General features: G+C 54.0%; 20 protein-coding genes and 1 riboswitch. Of the genes, 10 read left to right on the top strand and 10 right to left on the bottom strand.

All coding sequences use genetic code 11. The annotated features are described in order from the left end of the window. Nucleotides 1-330 precede the first annotated feature (330 nt). A complete protein-coding gene (gene purH, locus AACS80_RS23160) occupies nucleotides 331-1,920 on the top strand; it encodes a bifunctional phosphoribosylaminoimidazolecarboxamide formyltransferase/IMP cyclohydrolase (RefSeq protein ID WP_135410786.1) in 1,590 nt (529 codons plus the stop codon). Between the two features lie 11 nt (nucleotides 1,921-1,931). After that, the gene (gene purD, locus AACS80_RS23165; RefSeq protein WP_135410785.1) at nucleotides 1,932-3,221 is read left to right on the top strand and encodes a phosphoribosylamine--glycine ligase; all 1,290 of its coding nucleotides are present in this window, start codon (nucleotides 1,932-1,934) and stop codon (nucleotides 3,219-3,221) included. Here the strand turns inward: purD and zraR are convergent. Next, nucleotides 3,218-4,543, bottom strand: coding sequence for a sigma-54-dependent response regulator transcription factor ZraR (zraR, locus tag AACS80_RS23170; protein ID WP_130210167.1), 1,326 nt, complete (start codon nucleotides 4,541-4,543; stop codon nucleotides 3,218-3,220). The two genes, purD and zraR, sit on opposite strands and share 4 nt — an antisense overlap. Further along, complete coding sequence (gene zraS, locus AACS80_RS23175) at nucleotides 4,540-5,937, bottom strand: two-component system sensor histidine kinase ZraS (protein ID WP_138184019.1); 1,398 nt, start codon at nucleotides 5,935-5,937, stop codon at nucleotides 4,540-4,542. The genes zraR and zraS overlap by 4 nt, the downstream gene beginning before the upstream one ends. 237 nt (nucleotides 5,938-6,174) lie before the next feature. Between zraS and zraP the strand changes: the two genes are divergently transcribed. Then, nucleotides 6,175-6,603, top strand: coding sequence for a zinc resistance sensor/chaperone ZraP (zraP, locus tag AACS80_RS23180; RefSeq protein ID WP_130210163.1), 429 nt, complete (start codon nucleotides 6,175-6,177; stop codon nucleotides 6,601-6,603). A 1-nt stretch (nucleotide 6,604) separates the two neighbouring features. Here the strand turns inward: zraP and AACS80_RS23185 are convergent, their stop codons facing one another. The 6 genes from AACS80_RS23185 to nudC all read right to left on the bottom strand — a co-directional run bounded on the left by AACS80_RS23185 (nucleotide 6,605) and on the right by nudC (nucleotide 11,110). Beyond that, entirely contained in the window at nucleotides 6,605-7,300 is a 696-nt protein-coding gene (locus AACS80_RS23185; protein ID WP_130210175.1) for a DUF1481 domain-containing protein, read from the bottom strand. Between the two features lie 12 nt (nucleotides 7,301-7,312). Further along, nucleotides 7,313-7,585 (bottom strand): nucleoid-associated protein HU-alpha, encoded by a 273-nt coding sequence (gene hupA / locus AACS80_RS23190; protein ID WP_001044513.1) that lies wholly within the window; start codon nucleotides 7,583-7,585, stop codon nucleotides 7,313-7,315. Between the two features lie 186 nt (nucleotides 7,586-7,771). Continuing rightward, nucleotides 7,772-8,362 carry a YjaG family protein gene (locus AACS80_RS23195; protein ID WP_130210161.1) on the bottom strand — a complete coding sequence of 197 codons (591 nt, stop codon included), beginning with the start codon at nucleotides 8,360-8,362 and terminating at the stop codon, nucleotides 7,772-7,774. A 42-nt stretch (nucleotides 8,363-8,404) separates the two neighbouring features. Beyond that, on the bottom strand, nucleotides 8,405-9,076 hold the full coding sequence (nfi, locus tag AACS80_RS23200; RefSeq protein WP_135410784.1) for a deoxyribonuclease V: 672 nt from the start codon (nucleotides 9,074-9,076) through the stop codon (nucleotides 8,405-8,407). Nucleotides 9,077-9,232: 156 nt separating this feature from the next. Then, a complete protein-coding gene (hemE, locus tag AACS80_RS23205) occupies nucleotides 9,233-10,297 on the bottom strand; it encodes a uroporphyrinogen decarboxylase (RefSeq protein ID WP_138184020.1) in 1,065 nt (354 codons plus the stop codon). A gap of 39 nt (nucleotides 10,298-10,336) precedes the next feature. After that, on the bottom strand, nucleotides 10,337-11,110 hold the full coding sequence (gene nudC, locus AACS80_RS23210) for an NAD(+) diphosphatase (RefSeq protein WP_130210155.1): 774 nt from the start codon (nucleotides 11,108-11,110) through the stop codon (nucleotides 10,337-10,339). Between the two features lie 94 nt (nucleotides 11,111-11,204). Here nudC and AACS80_RS23215 point away from each other — a divergent pair, with 94 nt between their 5' ends. The 7 genes from AACS80_RS23215 to thiH all read left to right on the top strand — a co-directional run bounded on the left by AACS80_RS23215 (nucleotide 11,205) and on the right by thiH (nucleotide 17,278). Continuing rightward, nucleotides 11,205-11,681 (top strand): Rsd/AlgQ family anti-sigma factor, encoded by a 477-nt coding sequence (locus AACS80_RS23215; protein ID WP_000934290.1) that lies wholly within the window; start codon nucleotides 11,205-11,207, stop codon nucleotides 11,679-11,681. A gap of 51 nt (nucleotides 11,682-11,732) precedes the next feature. Next, nucleotides 11,733-11,833: riboswitch (TPP riboswitch) on the top strand. Nucleotides 11,834-11,913: 80 nt separating this feature from the next. Next, entirely contained in the window at nucleotides 11,914-13,809 is a 1,896-nt protein-coding gene (gene thiC, locus AACS80_RS23220; RefSeq protein ID WP_135410783.1) for a phosphomethylpyrimidine synthase ThiC, read from the top strand. Continuing rightward, nucleotides 13,809-14,444 carry a thiamine phosphate synthase gene (gene thiE / locus AACS80_RS23225; protein WP_135410794.1) on the top strand — a complete coding sequence of 212 codons (636 nt, stop codon included), beginning with the start codon at nucleotides 13,809-13,811 and terminating at the stop codon, nucleotides 14,442-14,444. The genes thiC and thiE overlap by 1 nt, the downstream gene beginning before the upstream one ends. Continuing rightward, nucleotides 14,437-15,192: a thiazole biosynthesis adenylyltransferase ThiF gene (thiF, locus tag AACS80_RS23230; protein WP_135410782.1), complete on the top strand. Its 756-nt coding sequence runs from the start codon at nucleotides 14,437-14,439 to the stop codon at nucleotides 15,190-15,192. Before thiE ends, thiF begins: the two co-directional genes overlap by 8 nt. Continuing rightward, nucleotides 15,176-15,376, top strand: a complete 201-nt coding sequence (gene thiS, locus AACS80_RS23235) for a sulfur carrier protein ThiS (protein ID WP_001562417.1) — start codon at nucleotides 15,176-15,178, stop codon at nucleotides 15,374-15,376. Before thiF ends, thiS begins: the two co-directional genes overlap by 17 nt. A 1-nt stretch (nucleotide 15,377) precedes the next feature. After that, nucleotides 15,378-16,148, top strand: coding sequence for a thiazole synthase (gene thiG, locus AACS80_RS23240; RefSeq protein WP_135410781.1), 771 nt, complete (start codon nucleotides 15,378-15,380; stop codon nucleotides 16,146-16,148). Further along, the gene (gene thiH, locus AACS80_RS23245) at nucleotides 16,145-17,278 is read left to right on the top strand and encodes a 2-iminoacetate synthase ThiH (RefSeq protein ID WP_000847432.1); all 1,134 of its coding nucleotides are present in this window, start codon (nucleotides 16,145-16,147) and stop codon (nucleotides 17,276-17,278) included. The genes thiG and thiH overlap by 4 nt, the downstream gene beginning before the upstream one ends. Before the next feature lie 409 nt (nucleotides 17,279-17,687). Here thiH and AACS80_RS23250 read toward each other — a convergent pair whose 3' ends face one another. Further along, entirely contained in the window at nucleotides 17,688-18,227 is a 540-nt protein-coding gene (locus tag AACS80_RS23250) for a stationary phase growth adaptation protein (protein ID WP_135410779.1), read from the bottom strand. Between the two features lie 212 nt (nucleotides 18,228-18,439). Next, complete coding sequence (gene rpoC / locus AACS80_RS23255) at nucleotides 18,440-22,663, bottom strand: DNA-directed RNA polymerase subunit beta' (protein ID WP_131161715.1); 4,224 nt, start codon at nucleotides 22,661-22,663, stop codon at nucleotides 18,440-18,442. Nucleotides 22,664-22,704: the final 41 nt, after the last annotated feature.

Consider the following 22,704-nt stretch of genomic DNA (forward strand, 5'->3'; position numbering starts at 1 on the left):
GGAGGCGCATTATAGGGAGTTCTCCGTAGGCCGCAATAGAAAAATTGCAAAAAAATGACTGACTGCTGCATTCCCCAGCAAAACCCCGCTTTATACCTTTTTACGCACAGAGTTATCCACAATCATCAGCATAATTTCTGCATTTCTCACACGGTAAGCACAGTCAAAATAGTGATCGCCATTGAAAGAGAAAAATTCGCGAGCGTTGCGCAAACGTTTTCGTTACAATGCGGGCGAAAAATAAGGATGCCCCGTTAGGGGCGTTAGCTGAGTTTTTCGCGAAAAATTCAGCTAACGCTCTCTGTAATAGTCAAATCCAGGGGATTTACCATGCAACAACGTCGTCCAGTCCGCCGCGCTCTGCTCAGTGTTTCTGACAAAGCCGGTATCGTCGAATTCGCCCAGGCACTTTCCGCACGCGGTGTGGAGCTGCTGTCTACAGGGGGCACTGCCCGTCTGTTAGCAGAAAAAGGTCTGCCGGTAACCGAAGTTTCCGATTACACCGGTTTCCCGGAGATGATGGATGGACGCGTGAAGACCCTGCATCCGAAAGTACATGGTGGCATTCTGGGCCGTCGCGGCCAGGACGATGCCATTATGGAAGAACATCAGATCCAGCCTATCGATATGGTGGTTGTTAACCTGTATCCGTTCGCCCAGACCGTTGCTCGTGAAGGCTGCTCGCTGGAAGATGCGGTTGAGAACATCGATATCGGCGGCCCAACCATGGTGCGCTCCGCCGCCAAGAACCATAAAGATGTCGCAATCGTGGTGAAGAGCAGCGACTACGACGCCATTATTAAAGAGATGGATGCCAACGAAGGATCGCTGACGCTTGCAACCCGTTTCGACCTCGCCATCAAAGCCTTCGAACACACTGCCGCCTACGACAGCATGATTGCCAACTACTTCGGCAGCAAGGTTCCGGCCTATCACGGTGAAAGCAAAGAAGCCGCAGGTCGCTTCCCGCGTACGCTGAATCTGAACTTCATTAAGAAGCAGGATATGCGCTACGGCGAGAACAGCCACCAGCAGGCTGCCTTCTATATAGAAGAGAATGTAAAAGAAGCCTCCGTTGCCACAGCAACCCAGGTTCAGGGTAAGGCCCTCTCTTATAACAACATCGCCGATACCGATGCAGCGCTGGAGTGCGTGAAAGAGTTCGCCGAGCCGGCATGTGTGATTGTGAAGCACGCCAACCCTTGCGGCGTGGCTATCGGCAATTCCATTCTTGATGCTTACGATCGCGCGTACAAAACCGACCCAACCTCCGCATTCGGCGGCATTATTGCTTTTAACCGCGAGCTGGATGCTGAAACCGCACAGGCCATCATTTCTCGTCAGTTTGTCGAAGTGATTATTGCGCCGTCCGCCAGCGAAGAAGCCCTGAAAATCACCGCCGCCAAGCAGAACGTACGCGTTCTGACCTGCGGTCAGTGGGGCGAACGTATTCCGGGTCTTGATTTCAAACGCGTGAACGGCGGTCTGCTGGTTCAGGATCGCGATCTGGGGATGGTCGGTGCGGAAGAACTGCGCGTCGTCACCAAACGTCAGCCGACCGAACAGGAACTGCGTGATGCGCTGTTCTGCTGGAAAGTAGCGAAATTCGTGAAATCCAACGCTATCGTCTATGCCAAAAACAATATGACCATCGGAATTGGCGCGGGCCAGATGAGCCGCGTGTACTCCGCGAAAATCGCCGGTATTAAAGCCGCCGATGAAGGCCTGGAAGTAAAAGGTTCCTCTATGGCTTCTGACGCGTTCTTCCCGTTCCGTGACGGTATTGATGCCGCCGCTGCGGCGGGCGTGACCTGCGTAATCCAGCCTGGCGGTTCTATCCGCGATGACGAAGTGATTGCCGCCGCCGATGAACACGGTATTGCGATGCTCTTCACCGACATGCGCCACTTCCGCCATTAATGGAGCGACAGATGAAAGTATTAGTGATTGGTAACGGCGGGCGCGAGCACGCACTGGCCTGGAAAGCGGCCCAGTCGCCGCTGGTTGAAACTGTTTTTGTTGCCCCGGGTAATGCAGGCACTGCGCTGGAACCCACGCTGCAAAACGTCGCTATCGGCGTGACCGATATCCCGGCGCTGTTGGATTTCGCACAAAACGAAAAGATCGATCTGACCATCGTCGGCCCGGAAGCGCCGCTGGTGAAAGGCGTAGTCGATACCTTCCGCGCCGCCGGGCTGAAAATCTTCGGCCCAACCGCAGGTGCCGCGCAACTTGAAGGCTCGAAAGCGTTTACCAAAGATTTCCTGGCCCGCCATAAGATCCCTACGGCGGAATACCAGAACTTCACCGAGGTAGAACCAGCGCTGGCGTATCTGCGTGAGAAAGGCGCGCCAATCGTCATTAAAGCTGACGGTCTGGCTGCCGGGAAAGGCGTTATCGTGGCGATGACGCTGGAAGAAGCCGAAGCCGCCGTGCACGATATGCTGGCGGGTAACGCCTTTGGCGACGCGGGTCATCGCATTGTTATCGAAGAGTTCCTCGATGGCGAAGAAGCGAGCTTTATCGTAATGGTGGACGGTGAGCATGTGCTGCCGATGGCCACCAGCCAGGATCACAAACGCGTAGGCGATAAAGATACCGGACCAAACACTGGCGGGATGGGCGCTTACTCCCCTGCGCCGGTGGTGACCGATGAGGTTCATCAGCGCACGATGGAACGTATCATCTGGCCAACCGTGAAAGGTATGGCGGCGGAAGGCAATACCTACACCGGTTTTCTCTACGCGGGCCTGATGATCGACAAACAGGGCAATCCGAAGGTTATCGAATTTAACTGCCGCTTTGGCGATCCGGAAACCCAGCCGATTATGCTGCGCATGAAGTCCGATCTGGTTGAGCTCTGCCTGGCGGCCTGTGAAGGCAAACTGGATGAGAAAACATCCGAGTGGGATGAACGTGCTGCTCTCGGCGTGGTGATGGCTGCGGGTGGATATCCGGGCGATTACCGCACCGGCGATGTGATCCACGGCCTGCCGCTGGAAGAAGTGGCAGACGGCAAAGTGTTCCACGCGGGCACGAAACTGGCGGATGACGAGCAGGTAGTGACCAGCGGCGGGCGCGTACTGTGCGTCACCGCGCTGGGTCATACCGTGGCAGAGGCGCAGAAACGCGCCTATGCCTTAATGACCGATATCCACTGGGACGACTGCTTCTGCCGGAAAGATATCGGCTGGCGCGCTATCGAGCGCGAGCAGAACTAACGCGACAGTTTTGCCAATAGCGTTTTACGCGTGATCCCTAACTGACGGGCGGCTTCGGTTTTGTTGCCGCCCGTTTTCTCCAGTGCCGCCAGAATCACCTCTTTTTCCACTTCCACCAGCGGCTGAATATCCTGACTTTGCGCCAGCGGGATCGGCGTACTCGCAATCGCCAGCGGCAGCTCGCGTTCGGAAATATATTCCCCGGTCAGCAACACCACTGCCCGTTCTACCGCGTTTTCCAGCTCACGAATATTTCCCGGCCAATCGTAATGAATCAACAGATCCATTGCCTGTGGCGTAAAGCCTTTTACCGCTTTGCGATTGCGTTCGGCAAACCGCTGAAGAAAATGGTTAGCCAGCAGAGGAATATCCTCCCGCCGTTGCCGCAGCGATGGCACTTCAATCGCCACCACGTTCAGGCGATAGTAGAGATCCTGGCGAAAACGCCCGGCATTTACCTCTGCGGCAAGATCGCGATGGGTCGCCGCAATCAGCCGGACATCAACCGAAATAGTCTGGTTGCTACCGACACGTTGCACTTCGCGCTCCTGAATCGCACGCAGCAGACGAACCTGCATCATCGGCGAGATATCGCCAATTTCATCGAGAAACAGCGTTCCGCCATCCGCCTCAACAAAGCGCCCTTCCCGCCGTTTGTCGGCTCCGGTAAACGCCCCTTTTTCGTGACCGAACAATTCAGATTCCAGCAAGGATTCGTTGAGTGCCGCACAGTTGAGCGTTACCAGCGGTTTTTCGCTACGTGCGCTACTGGCGTGAATCGCCCTGGCGACCAGCTCTTTACCGGTACCGGAATCGCCGTGGATCAGCACCGTGGCTTCCGATGGCGCGACAAGGGCAATTTCACCGAGCAGGTGTTGCATCGCTGCGCTTTTACCAACCATCCCGAACTGGCTGGCGGACACCGCAGGTATTTCAGCATCGACACTGTGCGTATGCGCGAGCGCCTTTTCCAGCGTCGCCTGCAGGTTATCGAAATCCAGCGGTTTGATGAGATAATCCAGCGCCCCGGTTTTCAACGCCTCTACCGCCGTCTCGACGCTGGAGTAAGCGGTCATAATCAGTACCGGAATCGCCGGATTTAACGCTTTGATCTCTTTCAGCGTGGCGATGCCGTCCATCTCTGCCATTCGCACATCGCAAAGCACAAGATCAAAAACCTGTTCCCGCACCTGCTCCAGCGCCTGTCGCCCGCTGTTCGCCAGCGCGACGTTATAGCCCCAGCCGCGCAGCAATGCCTGCAAAATAGTGCAGTGGCTAATGTCATCATCCACCACCAGAATATCGATATTATCGTGCGTCATCCTTGTGGGTCCTTACGCGTAATATTGACCGGAAGCCAGAGGGTGAACGTTGCGCCTTTCCCCTCCTGGCTTGCGACCTGAATTGTACCACCGTGTTGTTCAACAATATTATGCACGACCGCCAGCCCCAGCCCGGTGCCTTCGGCTTTAGTGGTGAAGTACGGGGTGAAGATGGCTTCAAGCTGATCCGCCGCAATTCCCTTACCGCTGTCAGTAACACTAATTTTCACGCCTGCGCCGCTTTCGCTGGCCGTCACGCTAATCACGCCATGCTGACCAATCGCCTGAATGGCATTGAGATAGAGATTCAACAGGACCTGAGTCAGCCTGTCCGGATCGGCCTGAATTTCCGGCAACATGTCGTTGGCGGTAAAGCGTAACTGGATCTCCCGGCTGTTTGCATCCTGGCTTACCAGCTGTAATGAGTGGTTAATCAGAGTGTTGAGATCCACCCCCTGCAAAGCCAGATGCGTTGGTTTAACCAGTTCCAGCAGCTCGCTTACCACGCGGTTTAAACGGTCGGCTTCTTTCGCCATAACCTGCGCCAGTTGATGCGCTTCTCCCCCTGCTGGCGCACGTTCGGCAAAGTATTTCGCCAGCCCTTTAATCGAGGAAAGTGGGTTACGGATTTCGTGGGCAACGCCTGCCGCAAGATGCCCCAGTGCCACCAGCTTCTCTTTGCGCTTCATTTCATCCTGCAACAGCTGGCGCGAGCGCAGATAGCGGCGATACCAGAAGAATGACAACACGCTTGCCAGCATGACCGTCGCCAGAGCGAAGAGGATAATCAGGGTATTGCGCTTTTCCCCACTCTGGGTTGCAACCAAATCGCTGGCGTCAACGGCGATGAAAATAGCCTGTTGTGCTTCTGCCTGTGGCACAGCTTTGCCGTTACAGCGCGGCATATTGTGCATACCATGCCGCCAGGGCGATGACATTGGCTGGAACAAACGATAGACCTCAAGCGCAGGCGTTTTTTCTGCATCCTCAAGCAGTCTCCAACGGGAGTTTTCCTCTGGCTTTAACTGCTGCATTTCATCCGGCGAATAGAGTGCACGCCCAACCATTTCGGGGTCGCTATGAAGAATAATGATGCCCTGTGCATCGGTGACCGCAAACCACAACACCCCAGGCTGGCCAGCCATCTCTTCCAGAAGCGCCTGTTGCTGCACATGGTGCATTCGCATCCCCATCCCTACGCGGCTTCCTGACTCCAGAGCGCGAATGAGCACATTACCTTTTTCCAGTAATGCCTGACGGTCAGCCTCGCTTGCCCGCCCATAATCACGAATCACAGTTACCGCAAACAATCCCACCAGCCCAACAATGACCACGGGGAGGATCGCGCTTAACCATTTAGCTAAGGAGTCTTTAGAACGTTGCATAAAACGCATCTTCTTCTTTGCCTGCTCATCCCTTTCTGACAGCAGAAATCATGCCATCTTTTATCAGCGCTTACCCTGCGCTGTAACACAAACGCTTAAGTTTCAATGAGTAAAAATGACTCGCTACCCACAGCAGGCGAGTCATTTTTACTCGCTTATCACGCCAGATTGCCCGTCATATCAGCGTTTCGTTGTTGGCACGAAAGATGCAATACCCAAAGTAAGACAACCACTGGAGGATTAACCATGAAACGGAACACGAAAATTGCCCTGGTGATGATGGCGCTTTCAGCAATGACGATGGGATCGACATCTGCATTTGCTCACGGCGGACACGGTATGTGGCAGCAAAATGCCGTGCCTTTGACCAGCGAACAACAGACAGCGTGGCAGAAAATCCATAATGACTTTTACGCTCAAAGCAGCGCACTGCAACAGCAACTGGTGACGAAGCGTTATGAATACAATGCCCTGTTAGCCGCTAATCCACCGGATAGCAGCAAAATTAACGCGGTCGCCAAAGAGATGGAGGCTTTGCGTCAGTCGTTAGATGAGTTACGGGTGAAACGGGATATTGCGATGGCTGAAGCGGGTATTCCGCGCGGTACCGGAATGGGCATGGGTTACGGCGGCTGCGGTGGTGGTGGCGGTCATATGGGAATGGGCCACTGGTAAATCAGAACGTTTTCTCGTTGGGTTGCCAGCGACAGAAATCAGAGTTTGCCACCAACAGTAATTGCGAACCTTCGGGCGCTTCCAGCCATGCCACGCTGACATCAACAGAAGAGCGGCTCTGGCGGCGCTCGATATGCGCTATCGCCTGCGAATCTAAATCAGGTTTAATGGTTTGCCCTTCGCAGGTGGTCACGGTCTGTTCCATCGCATGCCAGCGCCCCTGACGCAGCACGACTCTCCCCTGACGTAAGGCATCGCTAATCTGGCGGATTTGGTCAGCACGATAACGATATAAATCAATTTGGTCGTTAGAAAGCTGCTGCTTTTCCCCGTCGGATTCACGTTGCATAAAGCTCAGATCGCCGCGATCGTCAAAACGCGCGCGAATGTTCACCGGCGGTTCGCTGTAAACATTGATATTGATAAGCGTGAGGTTATCGCCCTGCCAGCGATACTCTCGCGTCGTGGTATCGCCATTGCGCCACGGGCTAAATACGGCAAGCAGATGGACATTATCGCCGCTGTCTTTTCGCCAGATGCGTACCGCGCCCTGATCTTCAGCAAATCCACTGGCGGTAAAGGGAGGAAGTGAGGAGTTATGGCTACAAGCAGTAAGAAACAGCGCGCCTGCCAGCATCAATGAGCGACGCCAGAAAGACAAAAGGGGTGAAACCACCCCTTCGTTAAAACTGTTCACTGCCACGCAATCTTACTTAACTGCGTCTTTCAGTGCCTTGCCAGAAACAAATGCCGGTACGTTCGCAGCGGCGATTTTGATTTCTTTACCGGTCTGCGGGTTGCGGCCAGTACGCTCAGCGCGGTGGTTCACTTTGAAGGTACCGAAACCAACCAGTTGTACAGCATCGCCTTCTTTCAGAGACTCAGTAATTGCAGCCAGAGTGGACTCCAGAGCAGCTTTAGCCTGGGTTTTGGACAGTTCTGCTTTCTCTGCAATTACATCAATCAGTTGAGTCTTGTTCATAAGTTATCCTTACAATGTGTTTATCGCTTGCTAAGCATCGAGTGCGACGGAAATGCCAGAATAGCACTCTCCTGCATACGCGCACCGATAGCCACTTTTTTTCGCCCCCCAAATGTAGACCAGACGGGGGGCGAAAGGGAAGACTCCAGGTACGACAAATCAGGCGTTAATTCACGTTTTCTGGTCTTATTGCTGAAAAATTATACCAATATTGCTCTCGCCCGTCTCACGCAGGTCTGCCCTAAGGCCTTTTATCAGCTCGATATCGCGTTCTTCGCACTCAGCTAAAAGTCGGAATATTTCCCACTGAATGTCCCATTCTTGCTCTACAGCTGGGTTTTCTTTGAGCTCTTCATCGCTCATTTCGCGACCAGCCTGAGTCATTTCCAGCATCGCAACGGTCGTGATGGAGGTCTTACTCACTTCCACCGCGTGTTCGAGCGTTTCACCACTCAAACGCGAATGGACCAGTTCACTTAACGCCACGCAGGCATCGATTGCCGGATAAACGCCGTACAGATCGAAATCGTCCGCTGAAGGAATCGCTTCTTCAAATTTCTCCAGTTGGCTGTCGAAATTTACTTTTGCGTCTTTGACGGTCAGCGTTTCCCAGATGAGATCGAGAATGCGGCGATAAATTTGCCCATCGCCAAAACCGGTTTGCTGGCAGAACATGGCGTAATTGGGGTACATGCGTTCGCACAGACAAGCCATGAAAGTGACATGCTGCCAGCTTTCCAGGCGCTCCAGACGCAGATGAATTGGGTTTTGTAACATGTTGAGTTCTCAAATACGGGAATTAACCGCAGTTTACCTGAATTAGGGCTGATTTGCTGTATAGCGCACGAACGCCGGACGTTCCGAGGCCACCGCGTCCGCCCAGCGCGTTGGCTCCGGCAGACGATAGCCTTTCATGCAGCGTTGTACCCACGCCAGCGCACTGTCTACGCTGACCCGATGGCCGGTAGAAATAAACAGAGGGTTACAGCGCGCTTTACTGCGCCAGACCCAGGCCAGCTGCTCGCCTTTATCCATCAGCGGGGCCAGTGCGCCCGGTTCGCTGGAGAGTGGTTCGAATTTACCGCAGAGCCGCTTTTTCGCCACGCCAATGGTCGGCACATCCACCAATAAGCCAAAATGGCTGGCGACGCCAAGACGGCGCGGATGCGAGATCCCGTGACCATCGACAAACACTAAATCCGGCTTTTGCGACAGCATCTCCCACGCTGCCAGCAGCGCAGGATATTCGCGAAAGGAAAGAAAACCTGGAATGTAAGGCATGGTAGTAGCGATGCGGGCCACTTTATACTCCACCAGCTCAAGCGAGGGGTATTTCAGCAGCACCATCGCCGCTCGCGTCACTTCTCCGCCCTGCTCAAACCCGACATCGGCTCCGGCGATCAGATCCGGCGGATCCTTATCGAGTCGATCCTCGCGGATCACAGAAGAAGCCAGTTCGATTTGTTGAGCGCGTAATGACGCGAGATCCATAATCGCTCCTTAGAGCCTGGTTCAACAGGCGTAATTGTTGAAGGCAGTTTGAGGCCGGACAGCGCGGAAAAACCGGAGCGTACACGTAGTACGTGAGGATTTTGAGCACTGCCCGGCCTCAAAATGGCAAATAAAATAGCCTGATGGACCAGGCTCTTAGCGGTGATACTGTTCAGACAGGCGATGCACTGCCTCCACAAACACGCCAGCATGTTCTGGCGGCACATCCTGATGAATACCGTGACCAAGGTTAAAGACATGACCTTCGCCGTGACCGAAACCTGCAAGTATAGTTGCTACTTCTTCTTCAATGCGGGCAGGCGGCGCATACAGCATCGACGGATCCATATTGCCCTGCAGCGCGACTTTATCACCCACGCGGCGGCGTGCATCGGCGATGTCCGTTGTCCAGTCGAGGCCCAGCGCATCGCAACCGGTTTCTGCCATGGCTTCCAGCCACTGTCCGCCACCTTTGGTAAACAGCGTGACCGGTACGCGGCGACCGTCGTTTTCACGCAGTAAACCATCAACAATTTTATGCATGTAATAGAGCGAGAACTGTTGATAATCGCGCCCGGTGAGCACGCCGCCCCAGGTGTCGAAAATCATCACTGCCTGAGCACCGGCTTTAATCTGCGCATTCAGGTACAGAGTGACGCTTTTCGCCAGTTTATCGAGTAGCGCGTGCAGCGCCTGCGGATCGGCATACATCATTTTTTTAATCACGGTGAACGCTTTGCTGCTGCCGCCTTCCACCATGTAGGTCGCCAGCGTCCACGGGCTGCCGGAAAAACCAATCAGCGGCACTTCGCCTTTCAGTTCGCGACGAATGGTACGCACCGCGTTCACCACGTAACCCAGCTCATCTTCCGGGTCCGGAATTGGCAGTTTATCGACGTCAGCTTTGCAGGTGACTGGTGTGGTAAAACGCGGACCTTCCCCGGCTTCAAAATAGAGCCCTAACCCCATCGCGTCCGGCACGGTGAGGATATCGGAAAAGAGGATCGCCGCATCCAGCGGGTAGCGACGCAGCGGCTGCAAAGTCACTTCGCACGCCAGCTCGGCGTTTTTGCACAGCGACATAAAATCGCCCGCCTGGGCGCGCGTGGCTTTGTATTCCGGTAGATAGCGGCCCGCCTGGCGCATCATCCATACTGGAGTGACATCAACGGGCTGGCGCAGCAGCGCCCGCAGATAACGATCGTTTTTAAGTTCGGTCATTTTGGCTGTTCCTTAGTGCGTCAGGCGGTCAGTGTATCATCACTCATACTCTGCCCGACACATCGCCACCGTATCTTCTATCAGACGGCGCGCTACGGTGCCGGGCGGCGGGAGTAACGGCAAATCGTCATAGCGATACCAGTTCGCCTCGAGCAATTCTTTCGGGTCGATCACGATGTCGCCGCTGTCATATTCCGCCATAAACGCGGTCATTAAAGACTGAGGAAACGGCCACGGCTGGGAAGTCACGTAACGCAAGTTTTTGACCTTGATGCCACTCTCTTCCATCACTTCCCGCGCGACTGCCTGTTCGAGGGTTTCGCCCACTTCGACGAATCCGGCGAGTACCGTATGGACACCGTTACGATGCCGGGTATGCTGAGCAAGTAGGATTGAATCATCGCGACGGATGGCAACGATAATGCAGGGAGCGATTTGTGGGTAGTAACGCTCACGGCAGTGGCTGCATAGCATCGCCCATTCGGTTTTGCTCGGATACATGTCATGCCCGCAGTAACCGCAGTATTTATGCGAGCGATAAAACTCCGCCAGTTGCACACCACGTCCGGCTAATTGAAACAGCCCGACATCCAGATCAATGACCTGGCGCACCGAGCCCATATCGTGACGGCGCTGCTGTTGCACTAGCCAAACAGGTTCTCCCTGCCATTCGCCGATTTGTAGTGCGCGCTGACCCACAAGATCGAAATTTGCCGCTTCGCCGTATGGTAATTCTCCCTTCGGCAACCATAATTTTTGTTCATGACTGACTACCCACCAGCCGTGATCTAATTTTTCAATTATACGATCCATAGCTCTTGCACTACCTTTGCATCACTGGCATGTTTAACATGGTTTTTACATTTCTCACTGAGCAGTTTTTGAAGACAAACTTGCGGAGTCAATCATGCTTAACCAGCTCGATAACCTGACGGAGCACGTCAGAGGAAGTAACAAACTGGTTGATCGCTGGCTACATGTACGTAAGCATCTGCTCGTGGCTTACTACAATCTGGTTGGCATTAAGCCTGGCAAAGAATCGTACATGAGGCTGAATGAAAAAGCCCTTGATGATTTTTGCCAGAGTCTGGTCGACTACCTGTCTGCCGGACATTTCAGTATTTATGAACGCATTCTTCATAAACTGGAAGGCAACGGGCAACTCGCTCATGCCGCGAAGATTTGGCCGCAGCTGGAAGCCAACACGCAACAGATTATGGATTACTATGATTCCAGCCTGGAAACCGCCATCGATCATGATAATTACCTTGAGTTTCAACAGGTTTTATCTGACATCGGCGAGGCGCTGGAAGCACGCTTCGTACTGGAAGATAAGCTGATTCTGCTGGTACTTGACGCCGCTCGCGTCAAACATCTTGCTTGAGTTCTGCGCTGTTAACGCGTAATTTACATTCAACGCCCCGTTTGCGGGGCTAATTTCTTGTCGGAGTGCCTTAACTGGCTGAGACCGTTTATTCGGGATCCGCGGAACCTGATCAGGCTAATACCTGCGAAGGGAACAAGAGTTAATCTGCTATCGCATCGCCTTTGCGGCGATCGTCTCTTGCTTCATCCGTCGTCTGACAAGCCACGTCCTTAACTTTTTGGAATGAGCTATGTCTGCAACAAAACTGACCCGCCGCGAACAACGCGCCCAGGCCCATCATTTTATCGACACCCTGGAAGGCACCGCCTTTCCCAACTCAAAACGCATTTATATCACTGGCACACAACCCGGCGTGCGCGTGCCGATGCGTGAGATCCAGCTTAGCCCGACGCTAATTGGCGGTAGCAAAGAACAGCCGCAGTACGAAGAAAACGAAGCGATTCCGGTCTACGACACCTCCGGCCCGTATGGCGATCCGCAGATCGCCATTAACGTGCAGCAAGGGCTGGCAAAACTACGCCAGCCGTGGATCGATGCGCGCGGCGATACCGAAGAACTTACCGTGCGCAGTTCCGATTACACTAAAGCGCGGCTGGCAGATGATGGTCTCGACGAGCTGCGTTTTAGCGGCGTATTAACGCCAAAACGCGCCAAAGCAGGACGCCGCGTCACACAACTGCACTACGCCCGCCAGGGCATCATCACACCGGAAATGGAATTCATCGCCATCCGCGAGAATATGGGCCGCGAGCGCATCCGTAGCGAAGTTTTGCGCCACCAGCATCCGGGAATGAGTTTTGGTGCTCGCCTGCCGGAAAATATCACCGCGGAATTTGTCCGTGATGAAGTCGCTGCCGGACGCGCCATTATCCCCGCCAACATTAATCATCCGGAATCGGAGCCAATGATCATTGGTCGCAACTTCCTGGTAAAAGTTAACGCCAATATCGGCAACTCGGCGGTCACCTCTTCCATCGAAGAAGAAGTGGAAAAGCTGGTATGGTCCACGCGCTGGGGAGCAGATACGGTGATGGATCTTTCCACCGGTCGCTATATTCACGAAACCCGCGAGTGGATTTTGCGTAACAGTCCGGTGCCGATTGGTACAGTGCCGATCTACCAGGCGCTGGAGAAGGTTAACGGGATCGCTGAGGATCTAACCTGGGAAGCGTTCCGTGACACGCTGCTGGAACAGGCTGAGCAAGGTGTGGATTACTTCACTATCCATGCGGGCGTGCTGCTGCGCTACGTGCCGATGACCGCGAAACGCCTGACCGGTATCGTCTCTCGCGGCGGTTCGATTATGGCGAAATGGTGCCTCTCCCATCATCAGGAAAATTTCCTCTATCAACACTTCCGCGAAATTTGTGAAATCTGTGCCGCTTATGACGTTTCGCTGTCGCTGGGCGACGGTCTGCGCCCCGGTTCTGTTCAGGATGCCAACGATGAAGCGCAGTTTGCCGAGCTGCATACGCTGGGCGAACTGACCAAAATCGCCTGGGAATATGACGTGCAGGTGATGATTGAAGGCCCCGGGCATGTGCCGATGCAGATGATTCGCCGCAATATGACCGAGGAGTTAGAGCACTGCCACGAAGCGCCGTTTTACACTCTGGGGCCGCTAACTACCGATATTGCGCCGGGCTATGACCACTTCACGTCAGGGATTGGTGCGGCGATGATTGGCTGGTTTGGCTGTGCGATGCTCTGCTACGTAACGCCAAAAGAGCATCTGGGTCTGCCCAATAAAGAAGACGTTAAGCAGGGGCTCATCACCTATAAGATTGCCGCCCACGCCGCCGACCTGGCAAAAGGGCATCCGGGCGCGCAAATTCGCGATAACGCCATGTCGAAAGCCCGCTTCGAATTTCGCTGGGAAGACCAGTTTAATCTGGCCCTCGACCCGTTTACCGCCCGCGCTTATCACGATGAAACCCTGCCGCAAGAGTCCGGCAAAGTCGCCCATTTTTGCTCCATGTGTGGACCGAAATTCTGCTCAATGAAAATCAGCCAGGAAGTGCGCGATTACGCCGCCGCGCAAACTATTGAAGTGGGAATGGCGGATATGTCGGAGAACTTCCGCGCCAGAGGCGGAGAAATCTACCTGCGTAAGGAGGAAGCGTGATGTATCAGCCTGATTTTCCTCCTGTACCTTTTCGTTTAGGACTGTACCCGGTGGTGGACAGCGTACAGTGGATCGAACGTCTGTTGGATGCAGGCGTACGTACTCTCCAGCTACGCATCAAAGATCTGCGCGATGAAGAGGTGGAAGCCGATGTCGTGGCGGCAATTGTGCTGGGCCGCCGCTATAACGCGCGATTGTTTATCAACGATTACTGGCGGCTGGCGATCAAGCATCAGGCATATGGCGTCCATTTGGGGCAGGAAGATTTGCAAGCCACCGATCTCAGCGCCATCCGCGCGGCAGGCCTGCGGCTGGGCGTTTCGACCCATGATGATATGGAGATCGACGTCGCGCTGGCAGCACATCCTTCTTATATCGCACTGGGACATGTATTCCCGACGCAAACCAAACAGATGCCTTCTGCACCGCAGGGGCTGGAACAACTGGCACGGCACATTGAGCGTCTGGCGGATTATCCCACCGTGGCGATTGGCGGTATCAGTCTGGCGCGCGCGCCTGCGGTGATGGCGACGGGTGTCGGCAGTATCGCCGTCGTCAGCGCCATTACCCAGGCGGCAGACTGGCGTTTGGCAACGGCACAGTTGCTGGAAATTGCAGGAGTTGGCGATGAATGACCGTGAGTTTATGCGTTATAGCCGCCAAATCCTGCTCGACGATATCGCTCTTGAAGGGCAGCAAAAACTGCTCGACAGCCAGGTGCTGATTATTGGCCTGGGCGGGCTGGGTACACCTGCTGCGCTGTACCTGGCGGGCGCTGGCGTCGGGACGCTGGTACTGGCAGATGACGACGATGTGCATTTAAGCAATCTGCAACGACAAATCCTCTTTACCACCGAAGATATCGATCGCCCGAAATCGCAGGTCAGCCAACAGCGACTGACGCAGTTGAATCCCGATATTCAACTGACAGCACTACAACAACGGTTAACGGGTGAGGCGTTAAAAGATGCGGTAGCACGGGCCGATGTGGTGCTCGACTGTACCGACAATATGGCGACTCGCCAGGAGATTAATACCGCCTGCGTGGCACTCAACACGCCGCTTATCACCGCCAGCGCGGTCGGATTTGGCGGTCAGTTGATGGTACTGACGCCGCCCTGGGAGCAGGGGTGTTACCGCTGTCTGTGGCCAGATAACCAGGAGCCAGAACGCAACTGCCGCACGGCGGGCGTGGTTGGCCCGGTGGTCGGAGTTATGGGCACTTTGCAGGCACTGGAAGCAATTAAGTTATTAAGCGGTATAGAGACGCCTGCGGGAGAACTCCGACTGTTCGACGGTAAGTCGAGCCAGTGGCGCAGCCTGGCGTTGCGGCGCGCCAGTGGTTGCCCGGTATGCGGAGGAAGCAATGCAGATCCTGTTTAACGATCAACCGATGCAGTGCGCCGCCGGACAAACTGTTCACGAACTACTGGAGCAACTCGACCAACGACAATCGGGCGCGGCTCTGGCGATTAATCAGCAAATCGTCCCGCGGGAACAATGGGCGCAACATATCGTGCAGGATGGCGACCAGATCCTGCTTTTTCAGGTTATTGCAGGGGGGTGAGATGTTACGTATTGCGGACAAAACGTTTGATTCACATCTGTTTACCGGTACCGGGAAATTCGCCTCCTCACAACTGATGGTGGAGTCTATTCGTGCTTCCGGCAGCCAGCTGGTGACGCTGGCGATGAAACGCGTCGACTTACGCCAACACAACGACGCTATCCTCGAACCGCTTATCGCGGCGGGTGTGACCCTGCTGCCGAATACATCCGGGGCGAAAACCGCGGAAGAAGCCATTTTCGCCGCCCATCTGGCGCGTGAGGCGTTAGGCACAAACTGGCTAAAATTAGAGATTCACCCTGACGCCCGCTGGCTGTTGCCCGATCCCATCGAAACCCTGAAAGCCGCCGAAACGCTGGTGCAACAGGGATTTATCGTGCTGCCTTACTGTGGTGCCGATCCGGTATTGTGCAAACGACTGGAAGAAGTCGGCTGTGCAGCGGTGATGCCGCTCGGCGCGCCGATTGGCTCGAATCAGGGGCTGGAAACCCGTGCCATGCTGGAGATTATTATCCAGCAAGCCTCGGTTCCGGTGGTCGTCGATGCTGGCATCGGCGTTCCCAGCCATGCCGCGCAGGCGCTGGAAATGGGCGCCGATGCCGTGTTAGTGAATACGGCGATTGCCGTCGCGGACGATCCCATCAACATGGCGAAGGCATTTCGTCTGGCAGTAGAAGCAGGCCTGCTGGCACGTCAGTCCGGACCGGGCAGCCGCAGTCATTTTGCCCATGCCACCAGCCCGCTGACCGGATTTCTGGAGGCATCGGCATGAAAACCTTCAGCGATCGCTGGCGACAACTGGACTGGGATGACATCCGCCTGCGTATCAACGGCAAAACGGCTGCTGACGTAGAGCGGGCACTAAATGCCTCGCAACTCACCCGCGACGATATGATGGCGCTGTTATCGCCAGCCGCCAGTGGCTATCTGGAACCACTGGCCCAACGGGCGCAGCGCCTGACCCGTCAGCGATTTGGCAACACAGTTAGTTTCTACGTCCCGCTTTATCTTTCCAATCTTTGCGCTAACGACTGCACGTACTGCGGATTTTCCATGAGCAATCGCATCAAGCGCAAAACGCTGGATGAAGCGGATATTGCCAGGGAAAGCGCCGCTATACGGGAGATGGGCTTTGAACATCTGCTATTAGTCACTGGTGAACATCAGGCGAAAGTGGGGATGGATTACTTTCGTCGTCATCTCCCTGCCCTACGTGAACAGTTCTCTTCACTACAGATGGAAGTACAGCCGCTGGCGGAGGCGGAATACGCCGAGCTAAAACAGCTTGGTCTGGATGGCGTGATGGTTTATCAGGAGACATATCACGAGGCGACTTATGCCCGCCATCATTTGAAAGGCAAAAAACAGGACTTCTTCTGGCGGCTGGAAACGCCGGATCGGCTGGGTCGGGCGGGGATTGATAAGATTGGCCTCGGCGCGCTAATTGGCCTTTCCGACAGCTGGCGCGTTGACTGCTACATGGTTGCCGAACATTTGCTATGGCTGCAACAGCATTACTGGCAAAGCCGCTACTCTGTCTCCTTCCCGCGCCTGCGCCCATGTACTGGCGGCATTGAGCCTGCGTCGATTATGGATGAACGCCAGTTAGTGCAAACCATCTGCGCCTTCCGTCTGCTTGCGCCGGAGATTGAACTGTCACTCTCCACGCGGGAATCACCGTGGTTTCGCGATCGCGTGATTCCGCTGGCGATCAATAACGTCAGCGCCTTCTCGAAAACGCAGCCAGGTGGTTATGCCGATAATCACCCCGAGCTGGAACAGTTCTCACCGCACGACGATCGCAGGCCGGAAGCGGTTGCTGCCGCGTTAACTGCTCAGGGTTTGCAGCCGGTATGGAAAGACTGGGACAGCTATCTGGGACGCGCCTCGCAAAGGCCATGAGACAGAATGTAAGAACGTAAATTTATTCCGAGCCGCTACGGAAGATGAAAAACGCAAGCTTGTTGAAAGCATTGTGTTTTTTTATGGTAGTGCCGTCAGCAGGAATGTTGTCCAGGGCGAAAAGCTTCTTCCTCGTTTCGCCCTGCCTTTCTTAAAAATTCCGTAATGCAAAGTCTGAAGCCATCGCCTGTTGAGCAATGAAAGAGATCTGATTGTAAGAGAGTAAATACTCAACTATGATAGAGACGAAAATAAGAACACATGTTCTCATCTTCCAGGATGCAGCAGACTGAAGAAATTCAGACATCCCGCAACCTGCGATTCTCGCAAGGTCAAGGCAAAGTCCGGTAATGGCGTTCTGAATACCAGAGAATTATCTCTGGCGAAACCCACCTTAAGGTGGGTTTTGTTATTTTGAGGGCTGAGGAAGCTGCTTATTTCTCAATAAATTGTAGGCAATGGTGAAAAATTTCACTGATTTACCTTTCTGTTTTTCAGAAATGGGGTAAGCGCTAGTTACATGCAAACGGAGTTTTTTCTTTTCCCTGAAAGCCCTGAACGCAACAAAGTAAAATGCCTTGTTTACTCCGTTTAAATCCACTTCAATCACGGCATAGCTACCATACCCGGCATGAATAACGTTGCTTTCTGGCAGCGCCAAAATGGTTCTTTTTAAGTGTGTTCGCGCTAAGTTATAACGGTGCTGGCAGAAGGGACGAGATTCTTTAGGCGCGTAGTACATTAACGATTGTTTTTCTTCGTTCGTCTGATGTTCATAATCTTTTGTGAAGCAGTGAAGAGAGTAGGTAACCCAAAAGCGATACTCTAAAGGCTGTTTGCCCTCATGATGCTGAACGTAGACAGCCAGATGAGCATCAAGAAACGATAAATCACGAATATCACCATCCGGATGTCTAAAAGGTCGCCACTTCTCCACTTCCTGTTTCATTCTCGTTCCTTAAGAAAGTTACACAGGAATAGTATCGAATCCTTGCCGAGTTTGACTCAATTAGTTCAGTCAGTTTCAGGATATTAGACATCTCTACATTGATTATGGGTATCCAGAAATTCATTAAATATTCTGACAAATGCTCTTTCCCTGAACTACACCCATAAAAAAACCCGCCGAAGCGGGTTTTTACGTTACTTGCGGATTAACGATTACTCGTTGTCAGAACCGCCCAGACCTGCGTTCAGCAGTTCTGCCAGGCTGGCAGATGCGTCTTCTGCAGTCACCTGCGGTGCAGCCGGAGCTTCACCCGCAGCACGGCGACGCATACGATCCTGGTGGTACGCGTAACCGGTACCTGCCGGGATCAGACGACCCACGATAACGTTCTCTTTCAGGCCGCGCAGTTCGTCGCGTTTGCCCGCAACGGCTGCTTCGGTCAGCACGCGAGTCGTCTCCTGGAACGATGCCGCGGAGATGAAGGACTCGGTTGCCAGAGACGCTTTGGTGATACCCAGCAGATCGCGGGAGTAAGTTGCCCCCACTTTGCCGTTCGCTTCCAGTTCGCGGTTTGCGATCTTGACGCGAGAGTATTCAACCTGTTCGCCTTCCAGGAAGTCGGAGCTGCCCGCGTTAACGATGGTAGCTTTACGCAGCATCTGACGAACGATAACTTCGATGTGTTTATCGTTAATCTTAACGCCCTGCAGACGGTATACGTCCTGTACTTCGTTAACGATGTAACGAGTCACAGCATGAACACCACGCAGGCGCAGAATGTCGTGCGGCGCTTCCGGACCGTCGGAAATTACGTCACCACGTTCTACACGTTCACCTTCGAACACGTTGAGCTGACGCCATTTCGGAATCATCTCTTCGTACGGATCGCTACCGTCTACCGGGGTGATAACCAGACGACGTTTACCTTTGGTTTCTTTACCGAAGGAAACGATACCGCTGATTTCAGCCAGGATTGCCGGCTCTTTCGGACGACGTGCTTCGAACAGGTCCGCAACGCGCGGCAGACCACCGGTGATGTCCTTGGTACCGCCGGATTCCTGCGGAATACGCGCCAGGGTGTCACCAGAGCTGATCTGTACGCCATCTTCCAGCTGAACAATCGCTTTACCCGGCAGGAAGTACTGCGCAGGCATATCGGTACCCGGGATCAGAACGTCGTTACCCTGAGCATCAACGATTTTCAGTGCCGGACGCAGATCTTTACCACCTGCGGTACGTTCTGCGGAATCCAGAACCACCAGCGAAGACAGACCGGTCAATTCGTCGGTCTGACGAGTAATGGTCTGGCCGTCGATCATGTCAGTAAAGCGTACATAACCGCTTACTTCGGTGATAACCGGCATGGTGTGCGGGTCCCAGTTTGCAACGGTTTCGCCGCCAGCAACCTGTTCGCCATCGCCTTTCGCCAGTACCGCACCGTAAGGTACTTTGTAGCTTTCTTTGGTACGACCGAATTCGTCGATCAGTTTCAGTTCGGTGTTACGGGAGGTGATCACCAGTTTACCGCTGGAGTTCACAACCGACTTCACGTTGCTGAGCTTGATGCTACCTTTGTTTTTCACCTGGATGCTGGATTCAGCAGCCGCACGAGATGCCGCACCACCGATGTGGAACGTACGCATGGTCAGCTGTGTACCCGGTTCACCGATGGACTGTGCCGCGATAACACCGATTGCTTCACCTTTGTTGATGATGTGGCCACGCGCCAGGTCACGACCGTAGCAGTGCGCACATACACCAAAGTCGGTGTCACAAGATACAACAGAACGTACTTTTACCGCGTCGACAGAGTTCTCTTCCAGCAGGTCACACCACTGTTCGTGCAGCAGCGTGTTGCGCGGAACGAGGATATCAGCAGTACCCGGCTTCAGAACGTCTTCAGCAGTTACACGACCCAGTACGCGATCGCGCAGCGGCTCTTTAACGTCACCACCTTCGATAACCGGAGTCATCATGATACCTTCATGGGTACCACAATCGTCTTCGGTAACCACCAGGTCCTGCGCCACGTCAACCAGACGACGAGTCAGGTAACCGGAGTTCGCAGTTTTCAGTGCGGTATCCGCCAGACCTTTACGAGCACCGTGGGTGGAGATGAAGTACTGGAGTACGTTCAGACCTTCACGGAAGTTCGCGGTGATTGGCGTTTCGATGATGGAGCCATCCGGCTTCGCCATCAGACCACGCATACCAGCAAGCTGACGAATCTGTGCCGCAGAACCACGCGCACCGGAGTCGGCCATCATGTAGATGCTGTTGAAGGAAACCTGCTTCTCTTCCTGACCGTCACGGTTAATAACGGTTTCAGTTTGCAGGTTATCCATCATCGCTTTGGATACACGATCGTTCGCAGCAGCCCAGATATCGATAACTTTGTTGTAGCGTTCGCCCGCAGTTACCAGACCAGACTGGAACTGCTCCTGAATTTCAGCAACTTCTGCTTCTGCCTCGGAGATGATTTCGTGTTTCTTCTCCGGGATGACCATGTCATCGATACCAACAGATGCACCAGAACGCGCTGCATATGCAAAGCCGGTGTACATGATCTGGTCCGCAAAAATAACGGTCGGTTTCAGACCGAGAATGCGGTAGCAGGTGTTCAGCATTTTGGAGATTGCTTTTTTACCCAGCGCCTGGTTGACGATGGAGTAAGGCAGACCTTTCGGTACAATCATCCACAGAATGGCACGGCCAACTGTCGTGTCTATCAGGCTGGTTTTCGCTACTAATTCACCGTTAGCATCTTTTTCATACTCGGTGATACGCACTTTAACGCGCGCATGCAGAGAAGCCAGACCAGAGCGATACAGACGTTCTGCTTCTTTCGGACCAGTCAGCACCATGCCTTCGCCTTTGGCGTTAACACAGTCACGGGTCATGTAGTACAGACCCAGTACAACGTCCTGAGACGGAACGATGATTGGTTCGCCGTTCGCCGGGGACAGGATGTTGTTGGTAGACATCATCAGCGCACGCGCTTCCAGCTGGGCTTCCAGCGTCAGCGGTACGTGAACAGCCATCTGGTCACCATCGAAGTCGGCGTTATATGCCGCACAAACCAGCGGGTGCAGCTGGATAGCTTTACCTTCGATCAGTACCGGTTCAAATGCCTGGATACCCAGACGGTGCAGAGTCGGTGCACGGTTCAGCAGTACCGGGTGTTCGCGGATAACTTCGTCCAGGATATCCCAAACGACAGCTTCTTCGCGCTCAACCATTTTCTTCGCAGCTTTGATGGTGGTAGCAAGACCACGCAGTTCCAGCTTGCCGTAGATGAACGGTTTGAACAGCTCCAGCGCCATTTTCTTCGGCAGACCGCACTGATGCAGACGCAGGTATGGACCTACGGTGATTACAGAACGACCGGAGTAGTCAACACGCTTACCGAGCAGGTTCTGACGGAAACGACCCTGTTTACCTTTGATCATGTCGGCCAAAGATTTCAGAGGACGCTTGTTAGAACCGGTGATCGCACGACCGCGACGACCGTTATCCAGCAGGGCGTCTACCGCTTCCTGCAGCATACGTTTTTCGTTACGTACGATGATGTCCGGCGCAGCCAGATCCAGCAGACGTTTCAGACGGTTGTTACGGTTAATGACGCGACGATACAGATCGTTCAGGTCAGAAGTCGCGAAACGACCACCATCCAGCGGAACCAGCGGACGCAGATCTGGCGGCAGTACCGGCAGAACGGTCAGGATCATCCACTCTGGTTTGTTACCAGACTGAACGAACGCTTCCAGCAGTTTGATACGCTTGGTCAGCTTTTTACGCTTGGTTTCGGAGTTGGTTTCGTTCAGCTCTTCACGCAGCTGTTCGCACTCTTGCTCCAGATCCATGCTCTTCAGCAGAGCCTGGATTGCTTCCGCACCCATTTTCGCGTCGAATTCGTCACCGAACTCTTCCAGTGCGTCCAGATACTGCTCTTCAGTCAGGATCTGCTGGCGCTCCAGGTTGGTCATACCGCCTTCGATAACCACATAGGATTCGAAGTACAGTACGCGTTCGATATCGCGCAGCGGCATATCGAGCAGCAGGCCGATACGGGACGGCAGCGATTTCAGGAACCAGATGTGCGCAGTCGGGGAAGCCAGTTCGATGTGGCCCATACGCTCACGGCGTACTTTAGTCTGGGTCACTTCAACGCCGCACTTCTCACAGATGACGCCACGGTGTTTCAGGCGCTTGTACTTACCGCACAGGCACTCGTAATCTTTTACCGGCCCAAAGATACGGGCGCAGAAAAGGCCGTCACGTTCTGGTTTGAACGTACGGTAGTTGATGGTTTCCGGCTTTTTAACTTCACCGAAAGACCATGAACGGATCATGTCTGGCGAAGCCAGAGCAATTTTGATCGCATCAAACTCTTCGGTTTTAGTCTGCGCTTTCAGAAACTTTAATAAATCTTTCACGGATTTGCTCCCGTCGGAGTTAGCACAATCCGCTGCCGGGT

The sequence above is a fragment of the Escherichia sp. E4385 genome, assembly GCF_963883145.1.
Taxonomy (GTDB): Bacteria; Pseudomonadota; Gammaproteobacteria; order Enterobacterales; family Enterobacteriaceae; genus Escherichia.